Origin of the sequence: Micromonospora matsumotoense (assembly GCF_050951065.1) — a bacterium.
In the GTDB taxonomy this organism is placed as follows: Bacteria; Actinomycetota; Actinomycetes; order Mycobacteriales; family Micromonosporaceae; genus Micromonospora; species Micromonospora matsumotoensis.
Genome location: NZ_CP192025.1, coordinates 5,976,203 through 5,992,814, shown reverse-complemented (window position 1 = coordinate 5,992,814; position 16,612 = coordinate 5,976,203). Strand labels below are relative to the sequence as shown.

Here is a 16,612-nt window from a genome sequence, read left to right as displayed (position 1 = left end):
CGATGTAGCGGTATCCCGAGGTGGGGATACCGCTACATCGGCGCAGGTGAGTCGATCTACTGCTTGAGCATGTTGTCCAGCAGCAGGGCACAGCGGATCAGCCCGAGGTGGCTGTACGCCTGCGGGTGGTTGCCCAGCCCGCGCTCGGCCAGCGGGTCGTACTGCTCGGGGAGCAGCCCGGTCGGGCCGGCGGTGTCGACCATCTGGGCGAACAGCTCCTCCGCGTCGGTGCGCCGACCGGTGCGCAGGTACGCCTCGATCAGCCACGCCGTGCAGATGTGGAAGCCACCCTCCCGGCCGGGCAGGCCGTCGTCCCAGTGGTACCGGTAGACGACCGGTCCGCTGCGCAGATCCGCCTCGATCTTGAGCACGGTGGAGAGGAAGCGCGGGTCGTCACCCGGGAGCAGGCCGGACAGCCCGATCCAGAGCGAGGAGGCGTCCATGTCCTCGTCGCCGTACGCGACGCTGTACGCCTCGACCTCCTCGTGCCAGCCGTTCTCCAGCACGTTGGCGCCGATCCGGTCCCGCAGCTCGACCCACTCCGGCCGGTCCTCGCCGTCGTGCTGACGCACCACGTGCAGGGCCCGGTCGACGGTCATCCAGCACATCACCTTGGAGAAGATGTGGTGCCGGGGTGGGAGGCGGGCCTCCCAGATGCCGTGGTCGGGCTCGTGCCAGCGGCGGCGGACCGCCTCGACCATGTTGTCCAGCACCCGCCACTCGTCGTCGCGGACCGAGCCCCGGGCGTCGGCGACGGCCGCGATCAGGTCGGCGATCGGGCCGAAGACGTCCAGTTGGAGCTGGTGGTTGGCCAGGTTGCCGACCCGGACCGGCCGGGAGCCGGCATATCCGGGCAGGGTGTCGATGACCGCCTCGGCGCCCAGCTCGTAACCGTCCACCGTGTAGAGCGGGTGCAGCCGCTCGGGGTGCCCGCCGGTGCGCTCGATGCAGCCGTCCACCCAGCGCAGCAGCGCCTCGGCCTCCTCGATCGAGCCGAGGTCGACCAGGGCCCGCGCGGTCATCGCCGCGTCGCGTAGCCAGCAGTACCGGTAGTCCCAGTTGCGGACGCCGCCCAGCTCCTCCGGCAGCGAGGTGGTCGCCGCCGCCAGGATCGAGCCGGTCGCCTCGTGGCAGAGCCCACGCAGGGTGAGCGCGCTGCGGGCGACCAGGTCCCGGGCGGTGGCGGGCAGCCGTAGCGAGGCCACCCAGTCCTTCCAGGGCTGCTCGGCCTTGGCCTGCCGGTCGTGGATGGCGACCGCGTGGTTCTCCAGGCTGTGCGTGCCGAAGCGCAGCTCCAGCACCACCTGGCCGCCGGTGGCGGAGAGGTCGACCACGGCGTGCGCGGTCTGGTACCCGCCGTCGTTGCGGACCTGCCAGGTCACCCCGGGGGAGTAGAGCGCGACGGGTTCGTTGGAGCCGAGCACCAGCAGGCCGTCGTCCATCGGCTGGAGCTGGGTGGCGACCTGGCCGAACTCGGGGCGCGGGGCGAACTCGATGCGGGCCCGGCCGGAGCCGGTGAGCACCCGGACCAGGGTGGAGTCACCGGTGATGACGGCCGGGCCGTCCGGGGTGGTCTCCCGGGCCGGCAGGTCCAGCCAGTCGGTGACGGTGAGCCCCGACCAGCGGGTCTCCACGGTCATCGTGCCGTTGCGGTAGCGCTGGCCCAGCGGGATGCCGCCGCGCTCCGGCCCGACGGTGAAGTGCCCGGCCGGGCTGCCGCCGACCAGGTCGGCGAAGATCGCCGCCGAGTCGGGCTTGGGGTGGCAGAGCCAGCTGACCTTGGCCTCGGGGGTGAGCAGCGCGACGGTACGGCCGTTGGCGAGCATCGAGTGCCGTTCGATCGGCACCGCCCGCTCGCCGAAGAGCCAGTGCCGGCGGGTCTCCAGCAGCAGGCCGAGTGCCCGGGCCGCCTCGATCGGCTCGGCCACCCGGTAGTGCGCCTGGGTGTCGCCGGGGCCGATCTTGATGCCCAGGTCGGGGCCGTGCAGGTTGCCGAAGGCGTTCTCGTCGGTGACGTCGTCGCCGATGAAGAGCACCGCGCTGGCCGAGAGCTGGGTGCGCAGCTGGTCGACCGCGGTGCCCTTGTGGGTGGCGACCACCGACAGCTCGATGACCTCCTTGCCCTGGGTGACGGTGACGTCGTCCCACTTCGCGGGCCCGTTGCGGACGGCTTCGACGGCGGCGGCGGCGACCTGGGGGTCGACCCCGCGGGTGTGCACCGCGACGCTGGCCGGCTTGCGTTCCAGCCGTACCCCCGGGTGGGCGAGGGCGATCTCGCGCAGCGCGTCGCGCAGCCGGGTGCGGACCGCGACCAGTTCGGGGGAGAGCCGCTCGACGAAGCCGATGTCGAACTCGGAGCCGTGGCTGCCGACGAGGTGGATCTCGTTGGGCAGCCGGGACAACGCGGCCAGGTCGCGCAGCGCGCGCCCGGAGACCACCGCGACGGTGGTCTGCGGCAGCGCGGCCAGCGCCCGGACGGCGGCGACCGACTCGGGCAGCGGCACCGCCTTGCTCGGGTCCTCGACGATCGGCGCGAGGGTGCCGTCGTAGTCGCAGGCGACCAGGAGCTGTGGTACGCGGGCGATCCGTCCGATCGCCGCGAGCAGCTCCGGGTCCATGGTCCCGGCGGCGGGGGTGATGATCTCGGCGGTGGGGGCGTTCACTCGGCCTCCGTCCCCGGTGCGCCCAACTCGGTCAAAAAGGAATTCGCCCAGTGCCCCACATCGTGGGTGCGCAGATGACGTTGCATGATCCGCATGCGTCTGCGGGCCTCCGGCTTCTCTACGTGTACAGCCCGCAGGAGGGCGTCCTTGACGGCGTCGGGGTCGTGCGGATTGCACAGGAACGCCTGACGCAGCTCGGTGGCCGCGCCGGCGAATTCGCTGAGCACGAGCGCACCGCCCTGGTCGGCGCGCGATGCGACGTACTCCTTGGCCACCAGGTTCATTCCGTCTCGCAGCGGGGTCACCATCATCACGTCGGCCGCGACGTACATCGCGGCCAGTTCGGAGCGACTGTACGACTGATGCAGATAATGCACCGCCGGCACGCCGACCCTGCCGAATTCGCCATTAATCCGACCAACCTCGCGTTCTACCTTGACACGAAGTGCCTGGTAGTGCTCCACGCGCTCGCGACTGGGCGTGGCGACCTGCACCATAACCGCGTCCGGAACTGTCAACTTTCCGTCAGAGAGGAGTTCCCGGAAAGCCTTGAGGCGGAGTTCGATCCCCTTGGTGTAGTCGAGCCGGTCGACGCCCAGGATGATCGTCTTCGGGTTGCCCAGCTCCTCGCGGATCTGCTTGGCCCGGGCCTGGATCGCCGGGTCCTCGGCGAGCCGCTCCATCTCCCTGGTCTCGATGGAGATCGGGAACGCGCCGGCCTTCACCTGCCGCCCGTCGACCTGGATCATCTGACCCTCGTAGCGCAGCCCGAGCAGGTGCCGGGCCAGCCGGACGAAGTTCTGCGCGGCCAACCGCTGCTGGAAACCGACCAGATCGCTGCCGAGCAGACCGCGTAGGATCTCGGTGCGGAACGGCATCTGCATGAACAGCTCGATCGGCGGGAACGGGATGTGCAGGAAGAAGCCGATCTTGAGATCCGGCCGCAGCTCGCGCAGCATCGCCGGGACCAGCTGGAGCTGGTAGTCCTGCACCCAGACCGTCGCGCCCTCGGCCGCGACGTCCGCCGCCGCCTCCGCGAACCGGGCGTTCACCAGCCGGTACGCCTCCCGCCAGCGGCGCTTGTAGGCGGGTGTCTCGACGGCGTCGTGATAGAGCGGCCAGATGGTCGCGTTGGACTGGCCCTCGTAGTAGCGTTCCAACTCCTCGGCACTCAACGGCACCGGGTGCAGGCGGATGCCCTCCAGGTCGAACGGCTCCGGGGCGGCGCCGGTGCCACCGGCCCAGCCGACCCAGGTGCCCCGGTGCTCGGCCAGGACGGGGTGCAGCGCGGTGACCAGCCCACCGGGGCTGCGCCGCCACTGCCGTCCCTCGGGTGTGCTCACCTCGTCGACCGGCAGTCGGTTGGCCACAACGACAAAGGAGCTACGGACGGTCACGATCGGCCACCTCCGGGTGCTGACGGGTCCACCGCGATGAGCGTACTGAGCGTAGCTGCGGCGTCTGGGACCCCGTGCCGGAGTTACCTACCCGTCCCACGGCCGCTGAACCCGCACCGTGATCTTGTCAACATCGCCAGCTCAGCGGTAGCGGTAGTGACGCGGACGATGCCGGGCGGGGTGATGTGGGCGCGGTGGGCCGTACCTGTCAGGATTGACGGCGGCGTGCGCGTGGCCGGCTCCCGGCCGGCGGCGGCGGGCGAAGGTCGCAGCCCGCGCCGCGCCGCCGCCCAAGGCGACAGCAATCGACGGAGGTAGCCCGCACCGTGGCCCAGTACATCTACGTCCTGGAAAAGGCGCGCAAGGCGCACGGCGACAAGGTCGTGCTCGACAACGTGACGCTGAGCTTCCTGCCGGGGGCCAAGATCGGTGTGGTCGGTCCGAACGGCGCCGGTAAGTCCAGCCTCCTCAAGATCATGGCAGGGCTGGACAAGCCGAGCAACGGCGAGGCCCGGCTGATGCCCGGCTACACCGTCGGCATGCTCGCCCAGGAGCCCCCGCTCAACGACAGCAAGACCGTGCTCGGCAACGTCGAGGAGGCGGTCGCCGAGACCAAGGCCAAGCTGGAGCGGTTCAACGCCATCGCCGAGCAGATGGCCACCGACTACTCCGACGAGCTGATGGAGGAGATGGGCCGGCTCCAGGAGGAGCTGGACCACGCCGACGCGTGGGACATCGACTCCAAGCTCGAACTCGCCATGGACGCGCTGCGCTGCCCACCGCCGGACGCCGACGTGACCCAGCTCTCCGGTGGTGAGCGCCGCCGGGTCGCGCTGTGCAAGCTGCTGCTGGAGGCCCCCGACCTGCTGCTGCTCGACGAGCCCACCAACCACCTGGACGCGGAGAGCGTCTCCTGGCTGGAGCAGCACCTGGCCAAGTACGCCGGCACCGTCATGGCGATCACCCACGACCGGTACTTCCTCGACAAGGTGGCCGGCTGGATCCTGGAACTGGACCGGGGCCGGGCCATCGGCTACGAGGGCAACTACTCCACCTACCTGGAGAAGAAGGCCGCCCGGCTGGCCGTCGAGGGTCGCCGCGACGCCAAGATGAAGAAGCGGCTCACCGAGGAACTGGAGTGGGTCCGCTCCAACGCCAAGGCCCGCCAGACCAAGTCCAAGGCCCGTCTGGACCGCTACGACGAGATGGCCACCGAGGCGGAGAAGACCCGCAAGCTGGACTTCGAGGAGATCCAGATCCCGCCGGGCCCGCGCCTGGGCAGCACGGTGATCGAGGCCAACCAGCTCAGCAAGGGCTTCGGCGACCGGCTGCTGATCGACGACCTGTCCTTCTCGCTGCCGCGCAACGGCATCGTCGGCATCATCGGCCCGAACGGCGTCGGCAAGACCACCCTGTTCAAGACCATCGTCGGGCTGGAGCAGCCGACCAGCGGCGAGGTCCGGGTGGGCCCCACCGTCTCGCTGTCGTACGTCGACCAGAACCGGCAGGGCCTCGACGGCGACAAGACGGTCTGGGAGGTCGTCTCCGACGGGCTCGACTACCTGATGGTGGGCAAGGTCGAGATGCCGTCCCGGGCGTACATCGCCGCCTTCGGGTTCAAGGGGCCTGACCAGCAGAAGCCGACCAAGGTGCTCTCCGGTGGCGAGCGCAACCGGCTCAACCTGGCGTTGACCCTCAAGATCGGCGGCAACGTCATCCTGCTCGACGAGCCGACCAACGACCTGGACGTCGAGACGCTGTCCAGCCTGGAGAACGCGCTGCTGGAGTTCCCCGGGTGCGCCGTGGTCATCTCCCACGACCGGATGTTCCTCGACCGGGTCGCCACCCACATCCTGGCCTGGGAGGGCGACGACGAGAACCCGTCGAAGTGGTTCTGGTTCGAGGGCAACTTCGACGCGTACGAGAAGAACAAGATCGACCGGCTCGGCGCCGAGGCGGCCCGCCCGCACCGGGTGACCTACCGCAAGCTGACCCGCGACTGAGCATGGCGGACCGTTTCGTCTACCACTGCACCCTGCGCTGGTCCGACCTGGACGCGTACGGCCACATCAACAACTCGCGCTTCCTCACCCTGTACGAGGAGGCGCGGGTGGCGTTGATGTTCGCCGGCGGCAAGGCGTGGGGGGTCGGCTCGTTCGCCGACGGGGTCGTCATCCGTCGGCACGAGGTCGACTACCTGCGCCCGGTCGACTACGCGCTCGGCCGGGCCACCGCCCAGGCCGCGCCGACCGTCCGGATCGAGCTGTGGGTGGAGCGCATCCGGGCCGCCTCGTTCACCGTCGCCTACGAGTTGTACGACGGTGAGGTGCTGGCCAGCACCGCCCGTTCGGTGCTGGTCCCGTTCGACCTGGTCGAGAAGCGACCCCGGCGGATCAGCGACGACGAACGGGCCTTCCTGGAGTCGTGGGCGCTGACCGACGGGGCGGCGTGAACGGCGGGTCCACCGGCCGGCCCGGGCACGGGCTGGCCGGTGCCGACGACGCGGGGGCCTTCCTCGCCCGGCTGGTGCGCCTCGACCCGGCCACGGTGGTCCGGCTGCGCCCGCTGCCCGACGTCGGCCGTACCGCGCTCTGGGCCCGGTTGCCGTGGGACGTGCTGGTGGTCCGGACGGTGGCCGGCCCGGCTCCCGCCGACGTGACCGTGGTGGCGGCCGAGTTGCTGGCCCGGTTGGCGGCCGCCGACACCACGCTGCCCCCCGGCCGGGACGACCGGTGGCGCTGGCCGCTGCCGCCGGTGGCGAGTCGACCGGTCGAGGTGCTGCCCGCGGCCGGGCTGCGGCGGATCGCCGAGGCCGCGGCCGGCACCCTGCGCACGGCCGCCGCCGAAGGGGTACGCGGACGCCCGGTGGGGCAGCGGGTGCTGCGGGACGCGCTGCTCGACCACGTGGCGGTGACCGTCACTCCGGACGCCGACCCCGGCGCGCCGGTGGAGATCACCCAACGGCTGGTGCAGGGCCTGGTCCGGATGGGCTTCCTCGGCCCGGCCGAGGTCACCGGGGCCCAGGAGGTCCAGGTCCGGGTGGCCGGCCGGTGGGTCGGCCTGGTGGGACCATACGGAGCCGCCTGGTCGCGGAAAGTCTCCGATCTCGCAATTCGTCCGGCGCGGGATCAGCCGAAAGTATGACCCCGGCTCATTCTTCCGGGTTGGTGCTGCCGTTGGGGGGGTGCCTCAACCCGGCTGTCCGGGTACCGTCCATCCTCGGATCCAACGCACCGTAGGCGATTGGATCCGCTGGGGAGTGAGGTGCGCGAGCGATGCCGTGGTGGTCATGGCGCCCTGGTCCCGCCGGTGGCGGCGACACGGAAACTCGAAGCGGGATCTCGGTGGACAGCGTCCGGGTGGGGCCACCGGCTCCCCGCCAACCGGCGGAGGACTGCCCAGGCACCGAGCGGCCCGTGGTGACCGACCGGCCAGTCTCTGTGGCACCGGTCACCCTGGCCCGGGTGTGCGACGCACTCGACCTGCTCGACGTGCGTTACCTGGCAGACGGCGACGGCAACCTGCTGGCCATGTGGGAGCGGCACGCCGTGCTGGTCACCCTCGAAGGCCCGGAGGACGAGATCCTGGTGATGCGGGCCCGTCCGCACGCGACCGTCCCGCCGGACTGGGCCGACCGGGCCTACCGGGTGGTCAACGAGTGGAACCACACCCGCCGGTTCTGCAAGGCCTACATCGGTGACCCGACCGAGCGCGGTCAGTTGCCGATCTACGCCGAGTTGCAGGTGCCGCTCGGTGCCGGGGCGCACGACGCGCTGCTGGTGGAGATGTTGGACTGCGGGGCGGCCGTGGCGACCACCTTCGTCGACTGGTTGCACGACGAGGGCGCCCTGCTCTGAGCGGGCGGCTGGGGACCCGCGTCCGCCGGATCAACCGGCGGCCGGGTCCTCCATCACGTTGACCATGAAGTAGGCCGCCCGTTCCAGATAGTCCCAGAGGGCGGCGTCGATCTCCGGCGGCAGCGCCAGCTCGTCCACCGCCCGGCGCATGTGGCGCAACCACGCGTCCCGCTCGGCCGGTCCGATCCGGAACGGCGCGTGCCGCATCCGCAGCCGGGGATGCCCCCGCTGGGCGGAGTAGGTGTTCGGGCCGCCCCAGTACTGCATCAGGAAGAGCGTCATCCGTTCGGCGGCCGGCCCGAGGTCGTCCTCCGGGTACATGGGCCGCAGCAGCGGGTCGGTGGCGATACCTGCGTAGAACCTGTCGACCAGCCTGCGGAAGGTCGGCTCACCACCGACCGCTTCGAAGAGGGTCGTCGACGGAACGGGCCGGGGGTCGCCTGCGGAGGTCACCCACTCATCCTGCCAGGTGTGCCGGTGCCGCGACCGCCGCCCGCCGGCCGATCACGTCACAGCGTGCCGCTGGTGGGCCCGCTCGCCGGGCCGCGTGGCCGAGGTGTCGGGCTGGTCGTCCGGGGGTGGCCCGGTGCCGGCGTTGGCCCGGTCGGCGGCGTTCACGGCGGCGTCGACCGTCGCCCGATCCGGCCAGTGCAACGCGGTGAACAGCATCAGCACCACCCCTGCGGCGCTCCACACCCCGACCACCACCGGCACCGAGAAGCGGTCGGCGAGCAGGCCGGTGGCCAGCACCGCGCTGCCCTGGATCACCTGGATACCGGTCGCCATCACGCCGAAGGCGCGGGCCCGGTAACCGTTGGGCAGGGCCCGGACGAAGAGGCCGTTCGCGGTCGGGATCAGCCCGGCGACCGCGAAGCCACAGGCCGCCGCGAGCAGGGCGACCACCACCGGTGGGGGATTCAGCAGGGCGGGCACCAGCGCCAGCGGGGCGAGCACCGCCAGCGGTCGCATCAGGGCGAGCCGGCCGGCGGGTGACACCAGCCGGCCGACCAGCAGCCCGCCGACGATGTAACCGACCGGGTTGGCCGCCATGATGACGGCCTGGGCGGCGCCGGAGTCCAGGCCGTTGCCGGAGCGTTCCCCGGCCCAGGCCGCAGCCAGCCCCTCCGGCACGATCGAGAAGAGCATGGCGCTGAACACCAGCAGGCTGATCGCCCGCAGGACCGGGGTGCCGAAGACGATCCGGAAGCCCTCGCCGGTCTCCCGCAGCAGATGGGTACGGTGCTCCGCGCTCAGCGTCGGCTCGCGGTCCTGCACGCCGAACTGGACGATCAGGGCGGAGAGGCCGAACGTGGCCGCGTTGAGCAGCAGCGCCGCCGTCGGGCTGACCGCGGCGACCGCCGCGCCGGCCAGGTAGCCGACCACCTGCGCGGCCTGGCCGGCGCTGGCGTTGAGCGACAGTCCGAGCACCAGCCGGTCGCCGGTGAGGATCGCCGGTAGCAGCGCGGACCGGGCCGCCTGACCGGGTGGATTGGCGAGGGTGGCGGTGAAGAGCAGGGCCAGGATCGCCCAGACCGGCAGGCCGGGCAGCACGATCAGGGTGGTGAGCACCATCCGGATCACGTCACAGGTCACCATCACCTGGCGGTGCCGGTAGCGCTCGGCGAGGGCGGCGAGCAGCGGACCGCCGACCAGCCACGGCAGGTAGCTGACCGCGAACGCGGCGGCGGAGAGCGCGACGGACCGGCTCTCCTGGTAGACCAGCACGGTGACCGCGGCCTTGGCGACGTAGTCGCCGACCCAGGACAGGACGCTGGCGGCGAAGACCGCCCGGAACTCGGCCCTCCCGAACACCTCACGAAAGGTGGCCGGTTGGTCCGGGGCGGGTCGCTCGTCGGACACCGTCGCCTCCATCGGGCCCCGACACCGGCCACTTGTGATGGCCCGGCGGGGCCCCGTCGTCAGATTCGCGGATCAGCGATGACGTGATCACGCTCCCGGGAACGCGTGCACCGGATTCTGCCCGATCGTCTGACAACTGACTAGGGCGAACGGATTGATCGTCGCATCCCCGACTGAACGAACGGACGATACCCGAGGGGCCAGCCGGTATGCGAGCCCCGACTTTCGGGTCGGTGCGCAGGTGGTGACGGCACTGTGGAGGTGGTCCCACCGGGTGCGGAGCGACCCGGTCCGGGCCCGGCCGGAAAGGCCGGGCGGGACAGGGCCGGGCGGGGACCTGCCTGGCCGGGCGGGCGGCACTGTGGACCCGGCCGGGCCCGAAGCAGCCCGGCCCGACTCGGCCCGGCGCGATTCAGCCGGCCCGGCCCGACTTGGTCTGGCGCGACTCGGTCCGGCCCGGTCCGACTTGGTCTGGCGCGACCGGCCCGGCTCAGCTGAGCCGGGTGGGTGCCGCGGTGGGCGTCAGGTGGTCCCGCCGGACCCGGTGCCGCCCGGGCCGCCCGGGCCGGTGCCGGCGGGGGCTGCCGGGCCGGTGGCGGTGGGGCCGGCGGGGGCGGTGGAAGTGGGGTCGGCCGGGGCGGTGGTGGTGGGGGCCGCCAGGAAGGTGGTCGTGCCGATCGGCGGCAGTCCCGGATAGAGCCGGGCCGCCGCGATCCGCGCGGTGATGCCCGAGTTCTCCAGCGCCTCGGCGAGTCGGCGGCGCAGCTCCCGGCCGACCGCGAACTGCCCCTCCGCCGTGGTCTTGACCACCGTGCGGAGCACCGCGCCGTCGACCGTCATCTGTTCCACCCCGAGCACCTCGGGCGGCTCGACGATCTCCGGGGCCAGCTCCGGGTCCATCGCCACCGAGGCGGCGGCCGTCCGCAGCACCGCGTTGGCCTCCTCGGTGCCGGCGAACCCGATCGGCAGGTCGATCACGACCAGCGCCCAGCCCTGGCTCTTGTTGCCCACCCGGATGATCTCGCCGTTGCGGATGTACCAGAGCACCCCGCGACCGTCACGGACCGTGGTGACCCGCAGTCCCACCGACTCGACCACCCCGGTCGCCTCGCCCAGGTCGACCGTGTCCCCGACCCCGTACTGGTCCTCGATGAGCATGAACAGCCCGGCGATCAGGTCCTTCACCAGGCTCTGCGCGCCGAAGCCGAGGGCCACCCCGGCGATCCCGGCGCTGGCCAGCAGCGGGGCCAGGTCGAAGCTGAACTCGCGCAGGATCATCAGCAGGGCGATGCCGAAGACGAAGGCGGTGACCATGCTGCGCAGCACCGAACCGATCGCCTCGGCCCGTTGGCGACGCCGCTCGGGGACGAACTCGGTCGGGTCGAGCGCGGCGGTGGGCACCCGCTCGCGCAGTGGACGCAGCAGCGTGGGCACCGCCCCGTGCGCGGTGGTACGGACCAGCCGGTTGATCGTCCGGTGCAGCGCCCAGCGGGCCACGAACGCCAGCAGCAGGATCAGCGCCACCCGCAGCGGCTTGAGCAGGATCCAGTAGCTGCCCTCGGCGAACCAGGCCGATCCGGTCACCCGGAACAGGTACTCGCAGGAGGTGCTGCCCAGACAGTCGGCACCCGAGCCGCTGCCGGCACCCGGGCTGCTGCTCGGTGCCGGGCTCGGGGTGGTGGGCAGGACGGTGGACAACAGGCTGACGACGTTCACCCCGTCTTCGTACCGCAGCGGGCCGGACGGCCGACGGCCGGCCCGCCGGGAGCGTCCCGGCCCATGATCGTACGACGCCGAACCGGAAATCTTCCTACACCGTGCGGAGGGTTCTGCGGGTGCCCCGGATTAGTACGTGCAAAACGGGGTCCGATCAGGGACGATTGGCGTCAACGGACGACGGTGATCCCGCCGGAGTCGGTCGTGGCCCTCCGCTGCCCGGGGGTCGACCGGCGCAGCCAGCGGTGGGAGCGGCTGGACCGGGAGGGTGAGCACGATGCCTGACATACGACCCACGGTGGGCTCCGGCGCGCTGGTTCTCAACGCCACCTACGAGCCGCTGTGTGTCGTGTCCGTGCGTCGGGCCGCGATCCTGGTGCTCACCGCCAAGGCCGTCTGCGTCGCCGACGGCGACGGCATCCTGCACAGCGCCCACGACGCGCTCCCGGTCCCCTCGGTGGTGCGGTTGACCCGCTTCGTCCGGGTGCCCTACCGCACCCACGTCGGGCTGTCCCGCCGGGCCATCTTCGCCCGGGACGGTGGCCGGTGCGCCTACTGCCGGGGGCCGGCCGAGACCATCGACCACGTCTTCCCGCGCAGTCGGGGTGGCCGGCACGCCTGGGAGAACGTGGTCGCCGCGTGCGCCCGGTGCAACCACACCAAGGGCGACAAGACCCCGGCCGAGCTGGGCTGGCGGCTGCACAGCCTGCCGGCAGCCCCGAAGGGCACCGCCTGGCGGGTGCTCGGCCACCGCGCACCGGACCCACGCTGGGCGGACTGGCTGGACCTGCGGGACCCGCTCCGCGAGGCCGAGGCCGCCTGACCGGGACCGCCGCCGAGTAGCGCCGCCGGTCGGGGTGCCGCCGTCGTGCCCCGGTGCAGGCCGTCCGGCCGGGGCGGGTCAGCGGGCCCGGACCAGGGTGGCGTACACCACGACGTTGTCGGCGTAGCCGGTCTCGCCGCCGACCCAGCGCCCGCCGCAGGTGATCAGCCGCAGGTTGGGGCGGCTGAAGTCGCCGAAGATCTGGTCGGCCGGCAACCGTTCCTTGCCGTACCGCTGCACCTCGTCGACCTCGAAGACGGCTACCTGATGATCGGCACGGGTCACCTCGATCTCGTCACCGTCGCGCAGTTCCTTCAGCCCGTGGAAGACCGCCGGCCCGGTGGTGGTGTCCACGTGCCCGACGATCACCGCCGGGCCGTACTGGCCCGGGGTGGGGCCCTGGTCGTACCAGCCGGCCTCCTGGGCGCGGGCGACGTCGGGGACGGCGATGCTGCCGTCCGGCGCGATGCCGACCCGGTGCACCGGGGCCCGCAGGTCGAGCCGGGAGATCGCGATCCGGGTCGGCGGGCTCGCCGAGAGCACGGGGAACTTCTTCGGCGGTGGGCGCAGGCCGGCGATGAACCGGTCCGGCAGCACGCTCAACCCGGTGACCCGTTCCACCCCGAGCATCGTCACGATCAGCAGCATCACGGCGGCGATCGCCAGCACCGGAAGGCCCGGCCCGGCTCCGGAGAACCGCCCGCCGAATGCCGGTTGCCGGGGCACCGGGCGTACCGGACGGGCCTGGGTGACCGGGTCGGCGGTGGTCACGCTGGCGGAGAACGCCTGGCCGGCCACCCGGCGGAAGCGACCGGCGACCCGGCGGAGTCGGCGGTGGGCCCGGCCGGCAGCCCCACGGCAGCGCGCGGCGGCCCGGACGGTCCGCCGGGCCGCCGCCCGCATCCGGTGGCCGGTCGGCCGGGGCCGACGGTGGCGGGTACGGGCCATGGTGGCGGGCGGTCAGGAACCGGGCCGGGTCCGCCGACGGTTGCCGCCGAAGACGCCGAGCCCGGCGACCACGGCGACCACGGTCAGGCCGCCGACCAGCAGCAGTGAACCGGCGCCCCGGTCGCCCGCGGTGCCACCGCCGCCGGTCGCCGGACCCTTGCTCGGCTGGGCCATGTTCAGCACGGTCAGCATGGCCGAGGCGGTGTTGCCGTTGGCGCACCGCAGGTCCACCGGATAGTCACCGGCCTGCTTGTTGCCCGGGATGGTGACCGCGCCGGTGAGGAACCCGTTGTCGGGCCGCAGCACCACCCGCCCGAAGGCGTCCGAGTGCACGGTGGCCTGCTGGTTGTTGGCGTTGTCGCAGTTGGCCCGGACGGTGACCCGGGTGCCGGCCTGCGCGCTGTTCGGCGTGACCTCGACGAAGGTGTTCTCGCCGGCCCGCGCCGGTGGGGCCGTCATCAGGACGAACGCCCCGATCAGGGCGAACATCGCGAGTACGGCGTGGATGGCACGACGGTGCAGAGTGAGCCCCCGCATGATTCCCCCCTCCCGGCGACGATTCGCCGGAATCCTGCGACGGGTGTGCGGGCCTGCATTCCCGCTGGCCCGGGGGCAAACCCGGACTCAGCGGTGCCGGGCACCCGGGGCGGGCGGCCCGGTCGGCAACGGGGTGACCGGATGCCACTGCAACGGGCTGGAGAGCACCATCGTGCTGGACGGCTGCCCGTACGGGGCGAGTCGGTCGATGACCGCCTCGAACTGCCCGATCGAGCCGGCGGCGACCTTGAGCATGCTGCACGCGTCCCCGGTGATCCGGTGGATCTCCCGGATCTCCGGCCAGTCGACGACCTGCGGGTCGTGCAGGATGCAGCGCGCGCCGTAACAGGACATCCGGATCAGCGCCACCACCGGATGGCCGGCGCGGGCCAGGTCGACGTGCGCGTGGTAGCCGGTGATCACCCCGGACTCCTCCAGTCGCCGGACCCGCTCGGCGACCGCCGGTGGGGACAGGTGCACCCGCCGGGACAGCTCGCTGTACGACAGCCGCGCGTCGGCCTGCAACTCCCGCAGCAGCGCCCAGTCCATCTCGTCCACGCGGTGACCTTACCTTCGGCAGGTCATATCGGTGAAGTACCTTTCACGTTGAAGGTGATCGGTAGGAGTGCCGTCGAAACGGCATTCCGTCACCGGCATTCGCCGAGAGATCATGTCGGACAGACATCCCGAGGAGGCGAGACGGTGGAACAGACGGACCTGCGGACGCGCGCCGCGACCCCGGCGGTGCGCCCGGTCACCCCGCAGCAGCGCAGCGCCCGGGCCGCCCGCAACGGTGGTGAGCCGACGCTGGAGTTCGCCGACCGGGTGCCCTACGACGCGTACGTGCACGCCAGCACCCTGCACACCCTCCAGCAGCCGCTCAGCGCCGACCCGGGGGAGATGTCCTTCCTGATGGTCAGCCAGATCATGGAGCTGTACTTCGGGCTGACCTGCCACGAGCTGCGCCAGGCCCGGGACGACCTGCGGGCCGACCGGGTCTGGGCGGCGCTCGCCCCGCTGCGCCGGGCCACCCTGCACCTGGAGGGGCTCAACGCCGCCTGGCGTGGGCTGCGCTGGATGACCCCGGCCGACTTCAACCGGTTCCGCAACCTGCTCGGTGAGGGCTCCGGTTTCCAGTCCGCGATGTACCGGCAGTTGGAGTTCCTGCTCGGGCTGCGCGAACCGGCGCTGATCCGCCCCTTCCGCAGGCAGACCCAGGTGTACGACGAGCTGCACGCCGCGCTGGCCGTACCGAGCCTCTGGGACGAGGTGGTCGCCCTGCTCGGCCGGCACGGTCACGACCTGCCCGCCGAGTTGCTTACCCGGGACGTCGCCGTCGAGCATCTGCCGCACCCCCGGGTCGAGGCGGCCTGGGTGACGGTCTACGACGACGACGGGCCGGACAACCACCTGCGGCAGCTCGGCGACGCGCTGGCCGACGTGGCCGAGCAGTTCGGCGACTGGCGCTGGAACCATGTGAAGGCCGTCCAGCGCACCATGGGCGCCAAGGTCGGCAGCGGGGGCTCGGCCGGGCTGGCCTGGTTGCAGCGCAGCATGTCCCGGGTGGTCTTCCCGGAGCTGTGGTCGGCCCGTACCGCGATGTGACCTGCCGGGTCCCCGCCGCCGTGCGGGGCGACGGGGCCGGCCGGGGTGCGGTCAGGAGTGCGGGCAGGTGTCCCGGTACTCCTCGATCGCGGAGCCCCGGGGTGCGGGGCAGAGGAACTGGTCGTAGCGGGTGTCGTCGTCGACGAACCGCTTCAGCCAGGAGATGCTGTACTTCGCGACCGTGACGTTCGCCGAGGTGGGGGCCGAGTGGCCGGCCGCGTTCAACTCCAGGTACGCCTTGTCCAGGCTGGCCGGCAGGCTGGTGTAGAACGGCTCCGAGTGCGACGACACCGGTGCGGTGCTGTCGTTCTCCGCGCCGATCACCAGCGTCGGCACCCGTACCGACGACCAGTTCTTGACGGTGTGCCAGCCGGTCAGCGGGATGGCCGCCTGCAACGCCGGCCGGGTGTTGGCGGCCGACAGGCTGCCGCCGCCGCCCATCGAGTGCCCCATCACCGCGAGCCGGCTCCGGTCGATCCGGGTACGCACCGCGCTGCTGCCGGTCAGGTAGTCCAGGGCGGCCAGCAGTTGGGTGCCCCGGGAGGCCGGCTGGTCGTACACGGAGAGGGTGTCGATGGTGATCACCACGAAGCCCTGCGAGGCCAGCCGGGGGCCGAGCCAGGCGACGCTGGACTGGCTGGCGGTGTAGCCGGGGGAGATGGCCACCGCGCCGAAGGTGCCCTCGGCGGTGCTGGTGGGGTAGTAGACGGTGCCGCCCCGGAAGCCGCTCACGGCGGACGCGGCGACGGTGCTCTGGGCGATGGCGAACGGGCCACGGCTGGCCTCGATGCTGGTCACCGTGGGGGCGGGACCGCGTTCGTAGGGGCTGGCGGCGACCGCTGCGGCGGTCCGGCCATCGATGGTCGCGGCCGTCGCGCTCGGCGCGGCGACCGCGCCGCCGCCGACCAGGGCCAGCGCGAGCAGCGGCCGGGCGACCAGCCGGGGCCAGGGCCGACGGGGCCGGGCGGGGTGGGGGTGGAGGGCGGGCACGGGTGGCACGGGGACTCCCTGGGGGTGGTGGACCGAATCCGATCGAGACTGGCCGATCGGTACGGGCCATCCTCTGCGCCCCGGCGCGCGGGCCGGCAATCCCGGCCGGGTCATGTCAGCGGGATATGGGGCGGACGCCACACCCGCGCGGGCCGTGTCGCCCCGGCACACCGGGCGTCGAACCGGCAGGATGGGGACGTCCGACCCGACTCGCCG

General features: G+C 72.2%; 15 protein-coding genes. 6 read left to right on the top strand and 9 right to left on the bottom strand.

Annotated features, from left to right (window positions below; translation table 11 throughout):
• Positions 1–56 precede the first annotated feature (56 nt).
• Both otsB and ACQP1S_RS25390 read right to left on the bottom strand, forming a co-directional pair.
• Positions 57–2,618, bottom strand: coding sequence for a trehalose-phosphatase (gene otsB / locus ACQP1S_RS25395; protein WP_432908301.1), 2,562 nt, complete (start codon positions 2,616–2,618; stop codon positions 57–59).
• A 41-nt stretch (positions 2,619–2,659) separates the two neighbouring features.
• A complete protein-coding gene (locus ACQP1S_RS25390) occupies positions 2,660–4,060 on the bottom strand; it encodes an alpha,alpha-trehalose-phosphate synthase (UDP-forming) (protein ID WP_091250558.1) in 1,401 nt (466 codons plus the stop codon).
• Between the two features lie 326 nt (positions 4,061–4,386).
• Here ACQP1S_RS25390 and ettA point away from each other — a divergent pair, with 326 nt between their 5' ends.
• The 4 genes from ettA to ACQP1S_RS25370 all read left to right on the top strand — a co-directional run bounded on the left by ettA (position 4,387) and on the right by ACQP1S_RS25370 (position 7,917).
• Complete coding sequence (gene ettA / locus ACQP1S_RS25385) at positions 4,387–6,063, top strand: energy-dependent translational throttle protein EttA (RefSeq protein WP_091250561.1); 1,677 nt, start codon at positions 4,387–4,389, stop codon at positions 6,061–6,063.
• Positions 6,064–6,065: 2 nt separating this feature from the next.
• Positions 6,066–6,512: an acyl-CoA thioesterase gene (locus ACQP1S_RS25380; protein ID WP_091250566.1), complete on the top strand. Its 447-nt coding sequence runs from the start codon at positions 6,066–6,068 to the stop codon at positions 6,510–6,512.
• A complete protein-coding gene (locus ACQP1S_RS25375; protein ID WP_432899988.1) occupies positions 6,485–7,204 on the top strand; it encodes a hypothetical protein in 720 nt (239 codons plus the stop codon). The genes ACQP1S_RS25380 and ACQP1S_RS25375 overlap by 28 nt, the downstream gene beginning before the upstream one ends.
• A gap of 131 nt (positions 7,205–7,335) precedes the next feature.
• On the top strand, positions 7,336–7,917 hold the full coding sequence (locus tag ACQP1S_RS25370; RefSeq protein WP_091250570.1) for a YbjN domain-containing protein: 582 nt from the start codon (positions 7,336–7,338) through the stop codon (positions 7,915–7,917).
• A 30-nt stretch (positions 7,918–7,947) separates the two neighbouring features.
• Here the strand turns inward: ACQP1S_RS25370 and ACQP1S_RS25365 are convergent, their stop codons facing one another.
• The 3 genes from ACQP1S_RS25365 to ACQP1S_RS25355 all read right to left on the bottom strand — a co-directional run bounded on the left by ACQP1S_RS25365 (position 7,948) and on the right by ACQP1S_RS25355 (position 11,394).
• Positions 7,948–8,370, bottom strand: coding sequence for a globin (locus ACQP1S_RS25365; RefSeq protein ID WP_363675032.1), 423 nt, complete (start codon positions 8,368–8,370; stop codon positions 7,948–7,950).
• 51 nt (positions 8,371–8,421) lie between these two features.
• The gene (locus tag ACQP1S_RS25360; RefSeq protein WP_091250576.1) at positions 8,422–9,789 is read right to left on the bottom strand and encodes an MFS transporter; all 1,368 of its coding nucleotides are present in this window, start codon (positions 9,787–9,789) and stop codon (positions 8,422–8,424) included.
• Positions 9,790–10,299: 510 nt separating this feature from the next.
• Entirely contained in the window at positions 10,300–11,394 is a 1,095-nt protein-coding gene (locus ACQP1S_RS25355; RefSeq protein WP_432908298.1) for a mechanosensitive ion channel family protein, read from the bottom strand.
• A 376-nt stretch (positions 11,395–11,770) separates the two neighbouring features.
• Here ACQP1S_RS25355 and ACQP1S_RS25350 point away from each other — a divergent pair, with 376 nt between their 5' ends.
• Positions 11,771–12,316 carry an HNH endonuclease gene (locus ACQP1S_RS25350; protein WP_091250588.1) on the top strand — a complete coding sequence of 182 codons (546 nt, stop codon included), beginning with the start codon at positions 11,771–11,773 and terminating at the stop codon, positions 12,314–12,316.
• A gap of 78 nt (positions 12,317–12,394) precedes the next feature.
• On the opposite strand, the gene ACQP1S_RS25345 is transcribed toward ACQP1S_RS25350, so the two are convergent.
• The 3 genes from ACQP1S_RS25345 to ACQP1S_RS25335 all read right to left on the bottom strand — a co-directional run bounded on the left by ACQP1S_RS25345 (position 12,395) and on the right by ACQP1S_RS25335 (position 14,359).
• Entirely contained in the window at positions 12,395–13,264 is an 870-nt protein-coding gene (locus ACQP1S_RS25345) for a class F sortase (RefSeq protein ID WP_432899983.1), read from the bottom strand.
• A gap of 12 nt (positions 13,265–13,276) precedes the next feature.
• Positions 13,277–13,801, bottom strand: coding sequence for a hypothetical protein (locus ACQP1S_RS25340; protein WP_432899980.1), 525 nt, complete (start codon positions 13,799–13,801; stop codon positions 13,277–13,279).
• Between the two features lie 87 nt (positions 13,802–13,888).
• Complete coding sequence (locus tag ACQP1S_RS25335; RefSeq protein ID WP_357771000.1) at positions 13,889–14,359, bottom strand: Lrp/AsnC family transcriptional regulator; 471 nt, start codon at positions 14,357–14,359, stop codon at positions 13,889–13,891.
• Positions 14,360–14,503: 144 nt separating this feature from the next.
• Between ACQP1S_RS25335 and ACQP1S_RS25330 the strand changes: the two genes are divergently transcribed.
• Positions 14,504–15,406, top strand: coding sequence for a tryptophan 2,3-dioxygenase (locus ACQP1S_RS25330; protein ID WP_432899975.1), 903 nt, complete (start codon positions 14,504–14,506; stop codon positions 15,404–15,406).
• A 51-nt stretch (positions 15,407–15,457) separates the two neighbouring features.
• On the opposite strand, the gene ACQP1S_RS25325 is transcribed toward ACQP1S_RS25330, so the two are convergent.
• Entirely contained in the window at positions 15,458–16,405 is a 948-nt protein-coding gene (locus ACQP1S_RS25325) for an alpha/beta hydrolase (protein ID WP_432899972.1), read from the bottom strand.
• Positions 16,406–16,612 lie beyond the last annotated feature (207 nt).